Origin of the sequence: Micromonospora sp. NPDC048835 (assembly GCF_040649995.1) — a bacterium.
GTDB lineage: Bacteria > Actinomycetota > Actinomycetes > Mycobacteriales > Micromonosporaceae > Micromonospora.
Genome location: NZ_JBEZGM010000008.1, coordinates 164,575 through 181,156, shown reverse-complemented (window position 1 = coordinate 181,156; position 16,582 = coordinate 164,575). Strand labels below are relative to the sequence as shown.

Annotated in this window: 15 protein-coding genes; 12 read left to right on the top strand and 3 right to left on the bottom strand. The window is 72.1% G+C overall.

Translation table 11 applies throughout. The features are described from left to right. The first annotated feature begins 53 nt into the window (after positions 1 to 53). Complete coding sequence (locus AB0C15_RS12530; RefSeq protein ID WP_357351300.1) at positions 54 to 884, top strand: DUF3152 domain-containing protein; 831 nt, start codon at positions 54 to 56, stop codon at positions 882 to 884. A gap of 79 nt (positions 885 to 963) precedes the next feature. Here AB0C15_RS12530 and AB0C15_RS12525 read toward each other — a convergent pair whose 3' ends face one another. Further along, positions 964 to 2,145 carry a snapalysin family zinc-dependent metalloprotease gene (locus AB0C15_RS12525; RefSeq protein WP_357351299.1) on the bottom strand — a complete coding sequence of 394 codons (1,182 nt, stop codon included), beginning with the start codon at positions 2,143 to 2,145 and terminating at the stop codon, positions 964 to 966. Positions 2,146 to 2,384: 239 nt separating this feature from the next. Here AB0C15_RS12525 and AB0C15_RS12520 point away from each other — a divergent pair, with 239 nt between their 5' ends. Then, positions 2,385 to 2,954, top strand: coding sequence for a hypothetical protein (locus AB0C15_RS12520; RefSeq protein WP_357351298.1), 570 nt, complete (start codon positions 2,385 to 2,387; stop codon positions 2,952 to 2,954). A gap of 165 nt (positions 2,955 to 3,119) precedes the next feature. Here AB0C15_RS12520 and AB0C15_RS12515 read toward each other — a convergent pair whose 3' ends face one another. Continuing rightward, a complete protein-coding gene (locus AB0C15_RS12515; RefSeq protein WP_357351297.1) occupies positions 3,120 to 6,266 on the bottom strand; it encodes a BTAD domain-containing putative transcriptional regulator in 3,147 nt (1,048 codons plus the stop codon). Between the two features lie 238 nt (positions 6,267 to 6,504). On the opposite strand from AB0C15_RS12515, the gene AB0C15_RS12510 reads away from it, so the two are divergent. Both AB0C15_RS12510 and AB0C15_RS12505 read left to right on the top strand, forming a co-directional pair. After that, complete coding sequence (locus tag AB0C15_RS12510) at positions 6,505 to 7,107, top strand: hypothetical protein (RefSeq protein ID WP_357351296.1); 603 nt, start codon at positions 6,505 to 6,507, stop codon at positions 7,105 to 7,107. Between the two features lie 16 nt (positions 7,108 to 7,123). Beyond that, the gene (locus AB0C15_RS12505; RefSeq protein ID WP_357351295.1) at positions 7,124 to 7,696 is read left to right on the top strand and encodes an OmpA family protein; all 573 of its coding nucleotides are present in this window, start codon (positions 7,124 to 7,126) and stop codon (positions 7,694 to 7,696) included. 161 nt (positions 7,697 to 7,857) lie between these two features. On the opposite strand, the gene AB0C15_RS12500 is transcribed toward AB0C15_RS12505, so the two are convergent. Continuing rightward, positions 7,858 to 8,172 carry an L-rhamnose mutarotase gene (locus tag AB0C15_RS12500; RefSeq protein ID WP_357351294.1) on the bottom strand — a complete coding sequence of 105 codons (315 nt, stop codon included), beginning with the start codon at positions 8,170 to 8,172 and terminating at the stop codon, positions 7,858 to 7,860. Between the two features lie 176 nt (positions 8,173 to 8,348). On the opposite strand from AB0C15_RS12500, the gene AB0C15_RS12495 reads away from it, so the two are divergent. The 8 genes from AB0C15_RS12495 to AB0C15_RS12460 all read left to right on the top strand — a co-directional run bounded on the left by AB0C15_RS12495 (position 8,349) and on the right by AB0C15_RS12460 (position 16,493). After that, entirely contained in the window at positions 8,349 to 9,029 is a 681-nt protein-coding gene (locus tag AB0C15_RS12495) for a response regulator transcription factor (RefSeq protein ID WP_357351293.1), read from the top strand. A 12-nt stretch (positions 9,030 to 9,041) separates the two neighbouring features. Next, positions 9,042 to 10,511, top strand: coding sequence for a HAMP domain-containing sensor histidine kinase (locus tag AB0C15_RS12490; RefSeq protein ID WP_357351292.1), 1,470 nt, complete (start codon positions 9,042 to 9,044; stop codon positions 10,509 to 10,511). Next, the gene (locus AB0C15_RS12485) at positions 10,508 to 11,398 is read left to right on the top strand and encodes a Gmad2 immunoglobulin-like domain-containing protein (RefSeq protein WP_357351291.1); all 891 of its coding nucleotides are present in this window, start codon (positions 10,508 to 10,510) and stop codon (positions 11,396 to 11,398) included. Before AB0C15_RS12490 ends, AB0C15_RS12485 begins: the two co-directional genes overlap by 4 nt. Before the next feature lie 409 nt (positions 11,399 to 11,807). Further along, positions 11,808 to 11,960 carry a hypothetical protein gene (locus tag AB0C15_RS12480; protein ID WP_357351290.1) on the top strand — a complete coding sequence of 51 codons (153 nt, stop codon included), beginning with the start codon at positions 11,808 to 11,810 and terminating at the stop codon, positions 11,958 to 11,960. Next, positions 11,957 to 13,303 (top strand): glycosyltransferase, encoded by a 1,347-nt coding sequence (locus AB0C15_RS12475; protein WP_357351289.1) that lies wholly within the window; start codon positions 11,957 to 11,959, stop codon positions 13,301 to 13,303. The genes AB0C15_RS12480 and AB0C15_RS12475 overlap by 4 nt, the downstream gene beginning before the upstream one ends. Before the next feature lie 131 nt (positions 13,304 to 13,434). After that, complete coding sequence (locus AB0C15_RS12470) at positions 13,435 to 14,064, top strand: TetR/AcrR family transcriptional regulator (RefSeq protein WP_357351288.1); 630 nt, start codon at positions 13,435 to 13,437, stop codon at positions 14,062 to 14,064. Positions 14,065 to 14,098: 34 nt separating this feature from the next. Next, entirely contained in the window at positions 14,099 to 15,592 is a 1,494-nt protein-coding gene (locus AB0C15_RS12465) for an MFS transporter (protein ID WP_357351287.1), read from the top strand. Positions 15,593 to 15,701: 109 nt separating this feature from the next. Beyond that, positions 15,702 to 16,493 carry a maleylpyruvate isomerase family mycothiol-dependent enzyme gene (locus AB0C15_RS12460; protein ID WP_357351286.1) on the top strand — a complete coding sequence of 264 codons (792 nt, stop codon included), beginning with the start codon at positions 15,702 to 15,704 and terminating at the stop codon, positions 16,491 to 16,493. The last annotated feature ends 89 nt before the right edge of the window (positions 16,494 to 16,582 follow it).

Sequence of the window (16,582 nt, the reverse complement as noted above, 5' to 3'; positions counted from 1 at the left end):
GTCACCCGTCTTCTCCTCCGCGCCGCCGCCGAGCGACGCGCGAGGGGAGAGACATGTCGACGAAGGCTACCCGCCGCCCGGGTACAGCCCCGATGGCGTCGCTGCTGCTGGTGGCGCTGCTCACCGGATGCGGGCTGCCCGCCGCCGGGCAACCCGCCACCGACCCGGTCGCCGCCGGAGCGCTGCCCAGCGGACCGACGACACCGACCGGTCGGCCGAGCGAGACCACCACGGTCACCCCCAGCGCCACGCCCGTCACCCCGGTCAGCTACCCGGCCGCCGGTGGCAACCGCTGGTCGGTCGCGCGCGGCGAGACGACGCCCGGACGCGCGACGCGCGGCCAGTTGCTGCGCTACCGGGTCGCCGTGGAACGCGACATCAAGGGCCTGCCGGCTGCCGACATCGCCACGGCGATCACCGCGACGCTCAACGACCCCCGAGGCTGGACGGCGGGCGGGGCGTGGCGGCTGCGCCGGGTCGGTGCCGGTGAGCCGACCGACTTCACCATCTACCTGGCGACCCCCGGCACCCGCGACACCCTCTGCCAGGACGTGGCGGACGCCTACACCTCCTGCCGCAACGGGGCCCGGGTGGTGCTCAACGTGGCGCGCTGGGTCAAGGGGGTGCCCCGTTACGGGGCGAGCCTGGAGACCTACCGGCAGTACATGGTCAACCACGAGGTGGGGCACAAACTGGGGTACGGCCACGAGCGGTGCCCCGGGCGGGGTCGACCGGCCCCGGTGATGCAGCAGCAGACGCTGGGTCTGCACGGCTGCACCGCGAACGCCTGGCCGTACCCGAAGGGCAAGGCCCGCTACAGCGGGCCGGTCGGGGCGTACGACGACACGATCCCCCGGCAGGAGGGTGCCTACTCGGCATCCTGAGCCCGACGGGCGGGCTTGCGGGTGGGGCTGGCGGGCGGGGGCGCGTCCGGCGCTCGCCCCCGCCCGCGACGTCCGTGGGTCAGACGGGCAGACCACCGACCTGCGTGGAGATCCACGAGCGGATCGACGGCAGGTCGACGTAGATGGACGGCCCGGTGGCGCAGGTGGAGTTGTTGTTGCCGGCCCGACTCGTCGCGCCGATCACGTTCCACACGCCGTTGACCTGACGCACCTGCGGCCCACCCGAGTCGCCGTAGCAGGCGCCGGAGTTGCCGTTGGTGTTGTTGGTGCAGATCTCGTACGTGCCGTTGATGCCGGAGCACCGGCTGTCGGCCACGATGGACGTGTCCAGTTCGTTGGCCACCGCCGGGGCCGATCCGCAGCCCCGGGGAGCGCAGGTCTGGCCCCAGCCGATGATCCGGGTGGCGGTGCCGACGGCGCCGGAGCTGCTCGGGATGGGAGCCGGCGCGTACGTGACCGAGCTGGCCAGTTGCAGCAGCTTGACGTCGACGCTCGGGTGGTTGACCGCTCGGGTCACCCGGACCACGGTCCCGCCGCTGGAACGGTTGACGCTGCCCACCCGCACCGAGGACGGCGTCGAGCAGTGCTTGGCGGTGACCGCCCAGTTCGCCTTGATCAGCGTCCCCGTACAGCCGGAGACGTACACCATGAAGGGGTAGTTCTCGGTGGCCGGTCGGCCGCCGACCACCGTCGGGCCGATGTCCGAGCCGGCGTTCCAGGTGTACGTCGTGCCTGCCGGTGCGGCCAGGGTGCCGGCGAACAGCGAGTTCACCCGGCTCGCCTCGGCCGCGCTGGGGTTGGCGTTGCGGCAGGACACGGGTGCGCTGCTGCCGGACATCAGGTCGGTGCAGAGGCCGGTGCGCCGGTCCGGCAGACCCAGGATGTGCCCGACTTCGTGGGTGGCGATGCGGGTGCGGTCGTAGCCCTGGTTGACGGCGGTGCGGCCCATCCAGATCCGACCCGAGCCGAGGCCGGTCGGCTGCGCGCGCGGCCAGCCGTCGTCGACGTAGATGGTGATGCTGGCCGGGGTACCGGACAGGAGCCGGACGTTGCTGACCCGGCTGTTCCAGATCTGCGCCGCCTGGTCGAAGTTGGTGCGGAACTCGCCGGTGCGGCTCGCGTCGTAGTAGACGGTCCGGACGGCGGCGGCCGGCGCACCGGTGGCGAGTTGCATCCCGGCTGCCGCCAGGACCGCCACCAGCATGGCCAGCGCCACGCGTCGCACTTGTCGTCGGAACATACCCACTCCCCTGCGCTCGTTCGACGACCACCGGCCGCCGAGTCATCGATGCACGTAGATATTAATGTGACGGCGATCGATGTTCGGCATAGCGGAAGCGTCATACCGACGACGTGGCGGCTGTTACCCAGCGGTTACGCCGCAGCGAAGCGCCCGTGCCAGGCCAGGACGACGGTGGCGGCAGAGGGTCACCGGCAGTGCCGCCGCGACGTGACCCCGGTACCGAACGGAGAGACACCATGAGGATCAGGAGCGCACTGACCGCGTTGGCGGTCGTCCTCGCCGGGCTGGTCGCCAGCGCGGGCAGCAGCCCCGCGGCGGGCACCACGGCCGCGGCGCCGTACTGCGGGATCACCTGGGGCAGCGCGGACAAAGCGGCAGGCGCACTGAGCGGCGCCCCGCTGATCGACGTCCGCGCCGGACGGCACGACTGCTACGACCGGGTCGTGTTCGAGTTCGCCGGCCCGGTCGACGGGTACGCGGTTGGCTACGGCGAGACGTGGACCGAGGGCGAAGGGCTGGCACTGTCGCCGTACACCGCCGGAGAGGCCCTGTTGCGGGTTTCGCTGCGGGCCCCCGCGTACGACGACGACCACCTGGGCACCGTGCCCTACGCGGTCGGGGAGCACGTGGCGAACGCGCTGCGCTACCCGACGCTGCGCGACGTGGTCTTCGGCGGCAGCTTCGAGGGCTACAGCACCTTCGCGGTCGGCGTACGGGCACGGTTGCCGTTCCGCGCCTTCGTGCTGAGCGGGCCGGGCACCCACAGCCGGATCGTGCTCGACGTGGCCCACAAGTGGCAGGAGTGACCACGGTCTGCCGCGGTGAGCCGGTACGCGCAGGGTGCTGACGTCCCGGCGGACCGGCTCCACGCGACGAGCATCAACCGCTCCGAGCAGTGACACCAGGGGGCGCACCCCACCCGACGTGGCATCGGGGCGGCCCTACTCGGCGTTGCGCGCCGGAGGCCGCGATCACCGCGCCTCGACGCGACGAGTCGGTGGTCCGGGTGGCGGCGTCGACCCACCGGGCAGCGGCTGGCCGGTCTCCCCCGCCAGCCGCACCGCGCGCTCGTCGAGTCGCAGCGCCTCGGCCGCATCCCCGGTCTCCTCGGCGACACGGGCCAGGAGGTGCGACACCCGGATCTCGATCGGTCGGTAGCCGGAGCGGGCGGCAATGCTCAACGCCGCCCGACCGTGCCGGCCAGCGGCGACCGGGTCCCCCGCCGCCAGGGCCACGGCGGCGAGGCCGGTCAGGGCCGTCGCCTCACCCCAGCAGAAGTGGGTACGCCGGGCCAGGTCGAGCGCCCGGCCGTGCTCGTCGGTCGCCGCGCTGAGCTGTCCCAGTGCCAGCAGCACCCGGCCCAGCGCGTCCACTGCCCACGCCTCGGTGCCCTCGTCACCGATCTCCCGGGTCAACGTCACCGCCCGCTCGGCGTCGACAAGGGCCTTCTCGGCCCGACCGGTGTCACACCAGAGCACCGCCCGACCGGCGAGAGCGGTCGCCTCGCCGTAGCGGTAGCCGAGATCCTGGTTGGCTGCCAGCGCCCGGGAGTACAGATCATCGGCGCCGGTGTGGTCGCCCCGATCCCGGCGTAGGTTCGCCAGGTCCACCAGGAGCACGGCCACGTTGTAGTGCGCGCCGGCGCGCTCACCCCGCTCCAGTGCCGCCGAGAAGTGCGTGTCGGCGTCGGCGAAGGCGCCGAGCTGCCAGTACGAGAACCCGAGGTTGGCCAGGGACATCGCCTCGCCGCCGTCGTTGCCCGACTGACGGCTGAGCGCCAGTGAGAGCTGGGCGCAGTGGATCGCCGCCTGCGGGTCACCGAGGCGCTGGTGGACCGCGCTGAGATTGTTGAGGATGCCGTTGCGGCCCTCCGCCCAGCGGTCCACATCGGCGTGGCGCAATCCGTCGAGCAGGTGCTGGCGTGCCTCCTCGTACCGGCCGCTGTTGACCTGCACCAGCGCGATGCTCTGGTGCATGGCGGCCTGTGCCTGGGCGTCGTTCTCGGCCTGGGCCGCCGCGAGGGCCGCCACCGCCGTGACCAGCCACTCATCCCGGCGACCCCGCTGGTGGAAGTAGGCGCGCATCGCGTCGGTAAGGTGCCAGGCGTACCGTCGCGGCCCCTGCGCGGCGGTCTGCTCCACCGCTGCGGTGAGGTTCGTCGACTCGGCGTCGAGCCAGGCCAGGGCCGCCTCGGTGTCGGTGAACGGGTCGGCGACCGGCGGACGGGGCAGCCGCACGAAGTGCGGGATGATGCGACGGCCCGCGGCGTCCGCCACGTCCAGGTAGTGGTCGAACAGCCGCTGCCGGGCCGCCTCCCGGTCGGGCTCGGCCTCCTCTGCGGTGAGCCGGTCCACGGCGTACTGGCGCAGCAGGTCGTGGAAGCGGTAACGCTCTCCGGGATGCCGTTCCAGGAGGTGCGCCGCGGCCAGCGCGCGCAGCCGTTGGGTGGCGGTGGCCGTCGGCACGTTCGCGAGCGCGCCGGCCGGACCGGCGGTGATGCTCGGCCCGGGCACCAGACTGAGCCGGCGGAACATCTCCCGCAGCGGCGCCGGCAACGCCCGGTAGGACAGCGCGAATGCCTTCGTCACCGGACCCTCCTCGGCGCCGTCGACGGTGAGCCCACCCAGCAGGTTCCCGTCGGTCAGCTCACGGACCAGCCCGGCGATGTCCGGTCCTCCGGGCGCCTGGACGTTCGCCGCGGCAACGCGCAGTGCCAGCGGCAGGTGACCGCAGAGCCGGGCCAGCTCGGCCGCCGCCGTCGTGTCGCCCTGCACGGCCGGCTCGCCGAGCAGCGCCGCCAGCAGGCGTACCGACGCGACCGGGGTGAGCACGTCCAACGGGATCGACCGCGCCCCGGCTCGTACCACCAGATCGCCGAGGCGGTGCCGGCTGGTGACCAGTACGGTGCCCGAGGACGGGAGCAACGGCAGCAACTGGCCGACGTCCCGGGCGTTGTCCAGCACCAGCAGCACGTCCCGGTCGGCCAGCAGCGAGCGAAACAGTGCCGCCCTGGCATCCACGTCGTGCGGCACCGCCCTCGGGTCGGTCCCGAGCGCCGTCAGCAACTGGGTGAGCGCCGCGTGCGGCGCTACCGGCTCGCGGTCGGCGTCGAAGCCCCGCAGGTCCAGGTACAGCTGCCCGTCGGGAAACGCCGCGCCGACCTGGTGCGCCCAGTACAGGGCGAGAGCTGTCTTGCCCACCCCGGCGGTGCCGCTGAGCACCCAGATCCGGGTGCCGACAGGCGGTTCGGTCAGACCGGCGTCGAGCCGGGCCAACTCGGCGTCCCGGCCGGCGAGGTGTGGGATGTGGTGGGGCAGCGCGGCCGGGCGAATCGGCGAGGAGCCCACTCCCCTGCCTGGTCCGACGGCCTCAGCCGACAATTCCAGGGCCGGGTCGGCACGGAGGATCAGCGTCTCCAGCGTGCGCAGGGCCGAACCCGGATCGAGGCCCTGGTCGTCGGCGAGACGATTGCGGACCTGCCGATAGGTGGCAAGCGCGTGGTCCGCGCGGCCCTCCCGGTAGAGGGCGAGCATGAGCTGACCGACCAGCCGCTGCCGGCCGGGCTGCCCGGCCACCGGGTTGGACAGCTCGTCGACGACCTGCCGGGAACGGCCCTGCCGCAGCAGTACGTCGGCCCGATCCTCCACTGCCGCCCAGCGGGCCTCGCACAGGCGCGCGCAGAGCAGGTGTCGCACCTGCTCGTCGGCCACGTCGGCGAGCGGTTCACCCCGCCACAGGGCCAACGCCTGGTCGAACAGGTCCGCCGCGGTGTCGTCGTCGACGCAACGGGCCTGCGCGACAAGAGCGGTGAAACGGTGCGCGTCGACCACAAGTGGATCGACCCGTAGCAGGTAGCCGGGCTCCCGACCGACCAGTTCCACCGGCGCACCGGCCCGCCGTAGGGCGGCGCGCAGTCGCGAGATCAACGCCTGGACCGTACCCCGGGCGCTTCGCGGTGGCTCCTGACCCCACACCAGATCGATCAACCGCTCCACCGACACCAGTCGATCCGGTTCGAGCAGCAGCACCGCGAGGACCAGTCGGGGCTGGCGTCCGCCGAGGTCGACCCGGGCCCCCTGCACCCATGCCTCGACCGCACCCAACACCCGGAACTCCATCGACCTGCCCCCTGTCCGCGAGTTCACCGGTGCGCACGTAGTGGTCTGCAAGCCGGTTGCAAAGCTCCTGCATCCACGGCTGCGGATCATTACGCCTCCCCCGTCCGGCGGTCAAACGCCGTCCGGCCAGACGTGCGGTCGACACCAGCCGCACCGACCTCGGACGAGGGACGCCGCGCACCTGATCTCAAACGGTCGGCGGCCTGCGGCGACCGACCGGTCCACGGGAAGGAATTTCGTGCTCCTGCGTCAGCACACGATCCGCGCCGGCTCGCTCGCGTTGGCGATGACCCTGGCCCTCACCGGCTGTGGTCTCGACCGGACCGACAAGTCAGACGGTGCCAGCAAGGATTCGACGGACACGGTCGGGGCCGCGCCGGGTCAGCCCGAGCCGATCGGCGTCGCCATCGCGAGTCGCGACATTCAGGTCAGCGAAGGCGGCAACCTGTATCCGATCAAGGTGGAGCTGTATCCGCTGCGGCGGGACAAGGGGTTCGTCAATCTCACCATCCGACTGACTCGCACCGACGACGCGGGCAGCCCGGGCCGCTGGCAGATCGCCAGCGCCTTTCAGGGCGACACCATCTCGTTGGCGTTCTCGGGTGCGACGCTCATCGACCGGAAGAACCGCAAGCGGCACCTGGTGGCCCGGACGGGTGAGCCGGACGCCAAACCCGGCCAGGTGAAGTACCTCGCGTCGTCCGACCTCCAGTCGGTGTTCGTCCAACCCGGTCAGTCGGTGGACCTGTACGCCATGTTCGGCGCCCCACCGGACGACGTCACCGCCGTCGATGTCGTCGTACCCCGCGTGCCGGTCTTCGAGAATGTCCCGCTCGGTTAGCCGGCAGGTGGCGCCGGTGGCGATCGCACTGGCGCTCCTGCTGGTCGGTGACCCGGCGGTCGCCTGGTCCGCGCCGACGTCGCTGGACACGGTCCTGCCCGCGCCGGCGCGTGCAGTCGAGGATCAGGTGAGCAGCCCGATCCTGGACATCCAGGCGCCGATCGAGGACGTCTACCTGCGTACCGAGGACCTCGACGGCAACACCCGGGAGGCCGAGTCCGGTGGGCGCATCGAGCTGACCCTGGCGGCGGATGTGCTCTTCGCATTCGGCAAGGACGATCTCTCGCCGGCGGCTCGTGCCCGGCTGACCGAGATCGCGAGACGACTCCGCGATCGGGCCACCGGCACGGTCCAGATCTTCGGTCACACCGACTCGGTGGGTGGCGACGCGGCCAACCTGGCGTTGTCCCGCCGGCGAGCCGAGGCGGTTCGAGACGCGTTGGCACCGCTCCTTGTCGACAGTCACCTCAGCTACCAGGTCGAGGGCTTCGGGGAGACGCGACCCGTGGCGGCGAACACCGTGGCCGGCAAGGACAACCCGAAGGGCCGGGCCAGCAACCGACGAGTCGAGATCCGTTTCGACACGTGACCCACCCGTCGACGGATGGTGTGTGAGCGGCCGGGCGCGTCGATCATGGAGTTGTGGTGGGCGACAAAGCAGTCAGTCACCGACACACCGAGCACCACAACTCCATGATCGACGTCGGCAACCGGTCGACGACCGATCGACCCCGCCGTCCGCCCGAGGGGTCAGGCCTCGTCGGTCAGGTGCCAGATCTCTTGCATCGAGGCCCACCACTCCCCCGAGCCGGGCTCGGCGATCGACTCCTGACACGGGTCGGTGAGCTTCCACCACTCCTGGGTCTGCGGGTCCGCCGCGATCAGCCGCGAGTCGGCCTCGTAGTCGTCGCCGACGTACTCGTAGTAGCCGAACAGCAGGTCGTCGTGGAGGAAGATGGTGTAGTTACGGAAGTTCGCCTCGCGCAGCGTCTTCTCGACGCTGGGCCAGACGGCGGCGTGCAACCGCAGGTAGGTTTCCCGCTGCTCGGGGCGGAGTCGGATCACGCAGCCATGACGTTCCACGTCGTGCCCTTTCGTGTGAGCTTTTTCGGCGATGCCGAGGGGGTGCCGAAGGCACCTGACCGTAGCTGTTGGACGGTGTCCGGAGGGGGCCAGCCGGGCACCCATGTCGGCCGTTCCGCCAGGACTACGCACCGTGTCGTCGGGTCTACCCTCGGGTGATGGAGGGCCGCGTGCTGGTGGTCGAGGACGACCTCTCGATCCGGGAGGTCACCGCCATCGGTCTGCGCCGCGCCGGTTTCCGGGTCGACACCGCCGTGGACGGGCGGCAGGCCCTGATCGCTTTCCGTGCTCATCCGGTCGACCTCATCGTGCTCGACATCATGCTGCCGGTCCTGGACGGTCTGGAGGTGTGCCGGGAGATCCGGCGGACCAGTCAGGTGCCGATCCTGATGCTGACCGCGCGCACCGACACCATCGACGTGGTGGTCGGGTTGGAGTGCGGCGCGGACGACTATCTCCGCAAGCCCTTCGACCTTCCCGAACTGGTGGCCCGGGTGCGCTCGGTGCTGCGCCGGGCGAGTGCGCTTACCTCGTCGAGCGTCATCCACATCGACGGGTTGGAGATCGACCCGGGCGGCTTCGTGGTCCGCCGGCACGGCCGGGAGGTGACGCTGACCTCGACCGAGTTCCGCCTGTTGCTGGAGCTGGCCCGCCGACCCGGCCAGGTCTTCACCCGGCAGTTGCTGCTGGACCTGGTCTGGAACCACGACTTTCTCGGCGACTCCCGACTTGTCGACGTGGCGGTGCAGCGGCTCCGCGCGAAGATCGAGGACGACCCGGCGCAGCCGCGGCTGATCCGGACCGTGCGGGGCGCCGGCTACAAGCTCACGCCGGGCTGACGGGGGGCCGCGATGGCCGGACGCTCCGTGCTCCCGGGCCGCCTGCGACGCCGGCTGACGATCGCGTTCGTCCTGGTCGCCGGCGTCTCGGCCGGGCTGCTCGCCGGCGGGACCGGGCTGCTGCTGCGGCAGTCCTGGTGGGACGCGTCGCTGCACGAGGCCGCCGCCGACGCCCGCTACCAGCTCGTTCTCGCTGGGCAGTTCCTGCCGCTCACCGAGCAGCGCAGCACCGAACTACTCACCAGCTTCGAGGCCAGCGGTCGGCACGTGGTGCTCGTCGACGGCCCGGCCCGCGCCTCGCACCCCGCGTACGCCCCGGTGCTGGGCACCTCGTTGCGGGCGGTCGTCGCGGACGGGCGGCTCGGCTACCAGCGCTCCGCGTCGACGGAGCGTCCTCGGCTGCTGGTGGTCGGCGGGCGCATTCCGGGCTCCACCGCCGAGCTGTACGTCCTCACCGTGGAGGACGAGGTCGCCGCCGACCTGGGTCAGCTCCGTTCCGCGCTGGTGGCCGGCTGGGTGCTCGTGGTGGTCCTCGCCGCCGCGGTGGGTCACGTCCTGGCCCGCCGCACACTGGAGCCGGTAAGCAGGGCCAGCCGGGCCGCCCGAGCGCTCACCGAGGGCCTGCTCGCGACCCGCCTGCCAGTGCGTGGGCGCGACGAGTTCAGCGTCTGGGCGGCGACGTTCAACGAGATGGCGGAGGCACTGGAGTCGAAGATCGCGGCGCTCTCGGCCGCCCAGGCCCGTGAGCGGCGGTTCACCGCCGACGTCGCGCACGAGCTGCGTACCCCGGTGACCGCGTTGGTGGCGGCGGCGTCGCTGCTGCGCGAACACCTCGACCAGCTTCCCGACGACGCCCGGCCGGCCGCCCGGCTGCTGGTCGGCGACGTGGTCCGGCTGCGCCGGCTGGTCGAGGACCTGATGGAGATCTCGCGCCTGGACGCCGGTCGGGAGCGGTTGGCCGTCGGGCCGGTCGACGCGGTGGCGCTGCTGCGCGGCATCGTCGCGGCGCGCGGGTGGTCGCCGCGGGTGCGGGTCACCGGCGACCCGGTCACGGTGCGCACCGACGGGCGTCGCCTGGAGCGGGTGCTGGCCAACCTGGTCGCCAACGCGGTCGAGCACGGCGGCGGCGAGATCACCGCCGGCGTGGTGGGCGCCGGGCCGCTGGTCGTCTTCGAGGTCAGCGACCAGGGGCCGGGCATCCCGGCCGAGCACCTGACCCGGGTGTTCGACCGGTTCCACCAGGTCGACCCGTCGCGCTCCGCGCCGGGCAGCGGGCTCGGGTTGGCCATCGCGCGGGAGCACGCCGAGTTGCTCGGTGGCGCGCTGGGTGTGCGCAGCGCACCGGGCGAGGGCACCCGGTTCCGGCTGGAGCTGCCGGCTGACGGTCCCGCCGGGCCGCACGGTGACGTGCCGCGTCCGGATGACCGCGTCGACCCGGGTCCGTCCGAGCGGACCGCCGGCGCGGCGGGCGGTCCGGGATGAGCCGCCACGGCGTGGGCGTACCGGTGCTCGTCGCGGCGCTGCTGCTCGGCGGCTGCGGCACCGCCCGCTCCGGCGACCTCGGCCCGGCACCCGCCGCGGCGACGACGAGCGCCGCACCGACCGTCCGCCCGGAACCCACCCCGACCCCGACCGGGAAGCCGACACCGCCACCCATCGACCGGCCACCGCGCCCGCCGGCGGCGACGTCCGCCGGCACCCGGCGGCCGGAGCAGGTGACCATCGAGCTGTGGTACGTCCGCTCCGGGCTGCTCGTGCCGACCCGACGTACCCGGCCGGCGACCGTCGCGACGTCCCGGCTGGCGCTCAGCGAACTGGCCGCCGGGCCGAGTCGGGCCGAGGCCGCCACCGGGATGAGCACCCTGCTGCCGGCCGGGGTGGAGGTCACCCGCATCACCGACGGCGTGGCGACGCTGCGGATGCCGTCCGGGGGCGACCCGGCCACCCGGCGGCTGCGCGAGGCGCAGGTGGTGTGGACGCTGACCCAGTTCCCCACCGTGCGTCAGGTCCACCTCGACGACGCGGCCCCGGTCGACCGGTCGGGCTACCTCGACCTGCTGCCGCCGATCGTGGTGACCGGGCCGGTCGTCGGCGAACGCGTGACGACCCCACTCGTCGTCACCGGCACCGCCGACGTGTTCGAGGCCACGGTGAGCGTCCGGGTGCTGGACTCCGCCGGCCTGGAGGTGGCCACCGGGTTCGGCACCGCCAGTTGCGGCAGCGGCTGCCGGGGCGGTTACCGGGTGCGGGTCGGCTGGCGCACGACCCGGGAACAGCAGGGCACGATCGAGGTGTACGAGGTGTCCGCGCGCGACGGCTCGCGGATCAACACGACCCGCGTGCCGGTGATCCTCACACCCGGCGACTGACCGCCCCGCCCGAGGGGCTGTTAACCCGATGCGTCATCCATTTGTCGAGCGTGACGCATCGCCCTGACGTCTACCCGACAGCGCCGATCCTCGTCGGGGTTTCCCGAGCCGACCCGGCGCGGCGGCGAAAGCGCAGGCCAGAGGCCATGGAGCCGAGGCGACCGCCGCCGACACGCCGGCAGCGGGAAGGTTCGTCAGGCGTGGCCGCACAGCGGTTCACGTGACCTTCGCGATTGACCTCGGCAGACATGTTTGCGAACGTGAGCGCGTCGTAGCGCACAGTCATATTCGCTGCTCAGCCCGGCGACGTCCGGGCCACAATGGCGTCGCACCGGTCGCCGCGACAGCCTCACCATCCCTCACAGAGCGGAGATACATCATGTCCGGTGGCAGCCTTCCCCGTACCGGTATGGGCGTTGTCACGATCGGCGGCGCGGCCGGAGTCGGCAGCTACGCCCTCCCCCTGCCGCTCACCATCGCCATCACCGGTGCGATCGCCGTCGTCGTCGGCTTCGTCATGATCCGGATGACGTTCCGTCGTCAGCAGTCGGTCGGCCAGTGACGGCGAGTGTCACCAGGGGTCGTGTCCTGTTCGCCGCGGCGGTCCTTCTGGCCGCCGCGGCGGCGTGGACCGCCCACCACGTCCTCGCCGTCATCGGTGCCATCGACGGCGGCGGTCACCGCTTCACCTTCGCGTACGCCGCCATGTTCCTGCTGCTGGTCTGGCAGCTCGGCACGTCCTACCTGGAGAAGCCGGCCGTGGTCACCGACCGGATGCAGGAGCACCTCGACGCGCTGCACGTGGTGGCCGTCGTGCCGGCGTACAACGAGGACCCGGCCGCGCTGCGGGCCTGCCTCGAATCCATGATCTTCCAGGCGCGCAAGCCGAACACCATCTACGTGGTGGACGACGGGTCCAAGCTGACCGAGGGCTACCAACCGGTCAAGCGGTGGTTCCTCGACGTGGCCCCCGTACACGGCATCATCGCCGCCTGGCACATCCAACCCAACGCCGGGAAGCGGCACGCCCAGGCCGCCGCGGTGCGGTCGACCCCGTCCGCCGACGTGTACTGGACGGTGGACTCGGACACCATCTCGGACCCGAACGCACTGCGGGAGTTGCTGAAGCCTTTCGCCGACCCGGCGGTGCAGTCCGTCGCGGGGGTGGTGATGGCCGCGAACGTCCGCAGCAGCTTCCTCACCCGGTTCACCGACCTGTGGCTGGTGACCGGGCAGCTCACCGACAGGTCGTCGCTGTCGGTCTTCGGGTGCGTGTGGGTGAACTCGGGCCCGATCGCGGCCTACCGGGCGGCGGTGGTCCGCGACAACCTCGGCGCGTACCTGACCGAGACGTTCTTCGGCCAGCGGGTGCCCTTCTCCGACGACTCCCTGCTCACTCTCTTCGCGATGGTCCGGGGTCGTACCGTGCAGCAGCCGTCGGCGTTCGCGTTCACCCTCATGCCGGAGCACACCGGGCACTTCTGCCGAATGTTCCTGCGGTGGATGCGCGGCAGCTTCATCAGGACCTGGTGGCGGGTCCGGTACCTGTCGTTGCGGTCGATCGCGTGGTGGCTGCACCTGCTGCGGTGGGCGGCCACGGTGGTCTCGACGGTGCTGTTCGTGGCGGTGGCGGTCCTGTCGCCGATCATCGAGCCCGACCCGCGGGCGATCCCGTGGCTGGTGGCCGTGCCGCTGATCGTCGGGTACGGGCAGGCGCTGCGGTATCTGACGGTGCGGCGCTCGGACCAGTCGACCGCCTACCAGTGGGGCACCTGGCTCCTCACGCCGGTCGCGGTGGTGTTCGCCCTGGTCGTGCTCCGGGCGATCCGCTGGTACGGCGTCGCCACCTGCTGGCGCACCGGGTGGGGCACCCGCAAGAAGGTGGAAGTGGTGCTGGGTTCCTGACACCGGAGCTGATGCCTCGTGAAACGTGACCGTTTCACCGGCTGGGTGCGACGGAACTCACGAAAGCCTGCACGTTCGGGCAACCGCGAACTAGTGTCGGTACGACATCGTTTCGCGGGGGGTCGTCGAGGATGCTTGGTGGTCAACAGGTGGGCGCGGGTGCCGGGGTGCCGGCAGCCCGGGGCCCGCGCTGCACCGACAGCGACCTGTTCACCGTCGTCATCGACACCCTGCGCGAGGTCGGCTACGACCGGATGACGATCGACGCGGTCGCCAGCCGCGCCCACGTCAGCAAGGCCACCATCTACCGACGCTGGGACGGCAAGGCGGAGCTTGTCGTCGCCGCCCTGCGCGACCGGCACGTGGCGGTGCACAACCCGCCCGACACCGGCTCCCTGCGGGGGGACCTGATCGAGTTGCTGCGGGCCACGGCCGCGATCTGCACGGCCGACTGCGACCTGATGCAGGCGTTGACCTTCGCGATGCGCACCAACCCCGAGCTGGAACGCCTGGTGCGTCACCAGGTGCTGCCGGCCGGGCGGGTGGCGAGCACCGCCATCCTGGTCCGGGCCGCCGCCCGCGGGGAGATCCCGCCGGAGGCCGGCGAGCGGGAGTTGTTCCACGATCTCGCGCCCGCGCTCACCATGTCCCGAATTGTCGCGCACGGCCTACCCGCCGATGACGCGTTCCTCACCCAGGTCGTCGACCAGGTGCTGATCCCGGTGCTCCGTTATCAGCACGACCGTCCGGTTTCGGCCTGATCTCACCGATATTCGCACCACGGAAGGCTTCACCATGCCCGGAACCACCTCGACCGCGCCCGGCGCACCCCACCCCGGGGCGTCCACAGGCGCACCGCACCCGCGGCGCTGGATCGCGCTCGCGGTCATCGCGGTCTCACAGTTGATGGTCGTCCTGGACGCCACAATCGTGAACATCGCGCTGCCGAAGGCCCAGGTCGACCTGGGGATCACCGACGCCAACCGGCAGTGGGTGATCACCGCCTACACGCTCGCCTTCGGCGGTCTGCTGCTGCTCGGCGGTCGCATCGCCGACTACTGGGGGCGTAAGCGCACCTTCCTGGTCGGCATGACCGGTTTCGCGCTCGCCTCCGCCCTGGGCGGTCTGGCCACCACCGGTGGGATGCTCTTCGCCGCCCGCGCGCTGCAGGGCGCCTTCGGCGCGCTGCTCGCCCCGGCCGCGCTGGCGCTGCTCACCGTCCTCTTCACCGAGGCCACCGAGCGGGCCAAGGCCTTCGCGGTGTACGGCGCGATCGCCGGCGGCGGGTCGGCGGTCGGCCTGCTGCTCGGCGGGGTCCTCACCGAGTACGCCAACTGGCGCTGGTGCCTGCTCGTCAACATCCCGGTCGCCGCCATCGCCATCGCGTTCGCGCTCCCGCTGGTGCCGGAGAGCCGGGCCCACGGCAACACCCGCTACGACGTACCCGGTGCGGTCGTGGTGACCGCCGGCCTGGTCTCCCTCGTGTACGGCTTCACCAAGGCCGCCGAGGACGGTTGGGACGCCACCGCGACGCTCGCCTTCATCGCCGCCGGAGTGGTGCTGCTCGCCGCCTTCGTGGTGATCGAGCTGCGCTCCAGCCACCCGCTGCTGCCGCTGCGGATCCTGCTGGACCGCAACCGGGGTGGGGCGTTCCTCACCTCGACGCTCATCGGCGCCGGCCTGTTCGGGGCGTTCCTCTTCCTGACCTTCTACTTCCAGGTGGTGCTGCAGTACAAGCCTCTGGAGGCCGGTCTCGCGTCCCTGCCGGTCACCGTGGGTGTGCTGATCGCCGCGGGTGGCGCCAGTCAGCTGATGCCGCGACTGGGCGCCAAGCCGCTGATGGTCTCCGGTGCGGTGCTCGCCGCCCTGGGCATGCTGGTGCTGACCCAGATCGACGTGGACACGTCGTTCCTCACCCACCTGCTGCCCGCGCAGGTCATCCTGGGCCTGGGCCTGGGCTTCACCTTCGTCCCGCTGTCCAGCCTCGCCCTCGTCGGGGTGCCGGAGCACGACGCGGGCGCGGCTAGCGCGACACTCAACGCCACCCAGCAGATCGGTGGTTCGCTCGGCACCGCGCTGCTGAACACCTTCTACACCAGCGCGGTCGCCGCCTATCTGGTCGGCCGGGCACCGAACCCGGTCAACCAGGTCGAAGCGCTGGTGCACGGTTACCGGGTGGCCTTCGCCTGGGGCGCGGCGCTGATCGTGCTCGCCGGGATCGCCACCCTGGTCCTGGTGAAGGTCCGCAAGGAGGACATCCCGACCGGCACCACCGTGCACATGGGCTGAGCCGACCGACGTGGCCGCCGGCCGGACCGCCCCGGACCTGGGGTGAGCCGGCCGGCGGCCACGTCCGGTAACGTCCGGACCATCGTCGAGAATCCGTTTGAGGAGATCCATGTCGACCCCTGCTGACCAGATCATCACCGCTCTGCGCGCGGGCCACGAGGAGCTCGCCGCGCTCGTACGCGACCTCAAGGAGGACGACCTGCTCCGGCCGTCGGGGGCCAGCGAGTGGCAGGTGTCCCAGGTGCTGAGCCACCTGGGCAGCGGTGCCGAGATCAACCTGGCGACGCTCGACGCCGCCCGCACCGGCGCGCCCGGTCCGGACGGCGACTTCAACCGGGGCATCTGGGCCCGCTGGGACGCGATGTCCCCGGCCGAGCACGCCGCCGGGTTCCTCGCCACGAACGAGCGGCTGGTCGAGGCGTACGAGGCGCTGGACGCCGACACCCGGGCCTCGATGCGGATCGACCTCGGCTTCCTGCCGGAGCCCGTCGACGTGGCCACCGCCGCCCGGTTCCGGCTCAGCGAGTTCGCCCTGCACCAGTGGGACACCGAGGTGGCGTTCAACCCGTTCGCGGCGGTGACGCCGGGGGCGGTGGCGCTGCTGCTCGACCAGGTCGGCGGCATGCTGGCCTGGACCAGCCGACCGCAGGAGCTGGCCGGGCGGGAGGCCACCCTGCTGGTCCGGCTGCACGCGCCGGAGCGGACGTTCGGGCTGCGCCTCGGCGACACGGTCGAGGTCGTGGCCGCGCCGGAGCGCCCCGACGGCGAACTGGTCGCCCCCGCCGAGGCCTGGCTGCGGCTGGCCACCGGCCGGTTGGGCACCCCGCACACCCCCACGGGGGTGGAGGTGACCGGCCCGGTGACCCTCGACGACCTGCGCCGGGTCTTCGTCGGCTTCTGACCAGCGGCCGTGGGGGGGGGGGGGGGCCCCCCCCCCCCCCCCCCACCCCCCACAACACAAAAAAACACAAAAGTGGGGGGGCCCACCGG

Bases quoted from the DNA above. Each gene is read 5' to 3' on its own strand.
- AB0C15_RS12530 (WP_357351300.1), top strand. From the start codon at position 54: ATGTCGACGAAGGCTACCCGCCGCCCGGGTACAGCCCCGATGGCGTCG.
- AB0C15_RS12525 (WP_357351299.1), bottom strand. From the start codon at position 2,145: ATGTTCCGACGACAAGTGCGACGCGTGGCGCTGGCCATGCTGGTGGCG.
- AB0C15_RS12520 (WP_357351298.1), top strand. From the start codon at position 2,385: ATGAGGATCAGGAGCGCACTGACCGCGTTGGCGGTCGTCCTCGCCGGG.
- AB0C15_RS12515 (WP_357351297.1), bottom strand. From the start codon at position 6,266: ATGGAGTTCCGGGTGTTGGGTGCGGTCGAGGCATGGGTGCAGGGGGCC.
- AB0C15_RS12495 (WP_357351293.1), top strand. From the start codon at position 8,349: ATGGAGGGCCGCGTGCTGGTGGTCGAGGACGACCTCTCGATCCGGGAG.
- AB0C15_RS12490 (WP_357351292.1), top strand. From the start codon at position 9,042: ATGGCCGGACGCTCCGTGCTCCCGGGCCGCCTGCGACGCCGGCTGACG.
- AB0C15_RS12485 (WP_357351291.1), top strand. From the start codon at position 10,508: ATGAGCCGCCACGGCGTGGGCGTACCGGTGCTCGTCGCGGCGCTGCTG.
- AB0C15_RS12480 (WP_357351290.1), top strand. From the start codon at position 11,808: ATGGGCGTTGTCACGATCGGCGGCGCGGCCGGAGTCGGCAGCTACGCC.
- AB0C15_RS12470 (WP_357351288.1), top strand. From the start codon at position 13,435: ATGCTTGGTGGTCAACAGGTGGGCGCGGGTGCCGGGGTGCCGGCAGCC.
- AB0C15_RS12465 (WP_357351287.1), top strand. From the start codon at position 14,099: ATGCCCGGAACCACCTCGACCGCGCCCGGCGCACCCCACCCCGGGGCG.
- AB0C15_RS12460 (WP_357351286.1), top strand. From the start codon at position 15,702: ATGTCGACCCCTGCTGACCAGATCATCACCGCTCTGCGCGCGGGCCAC.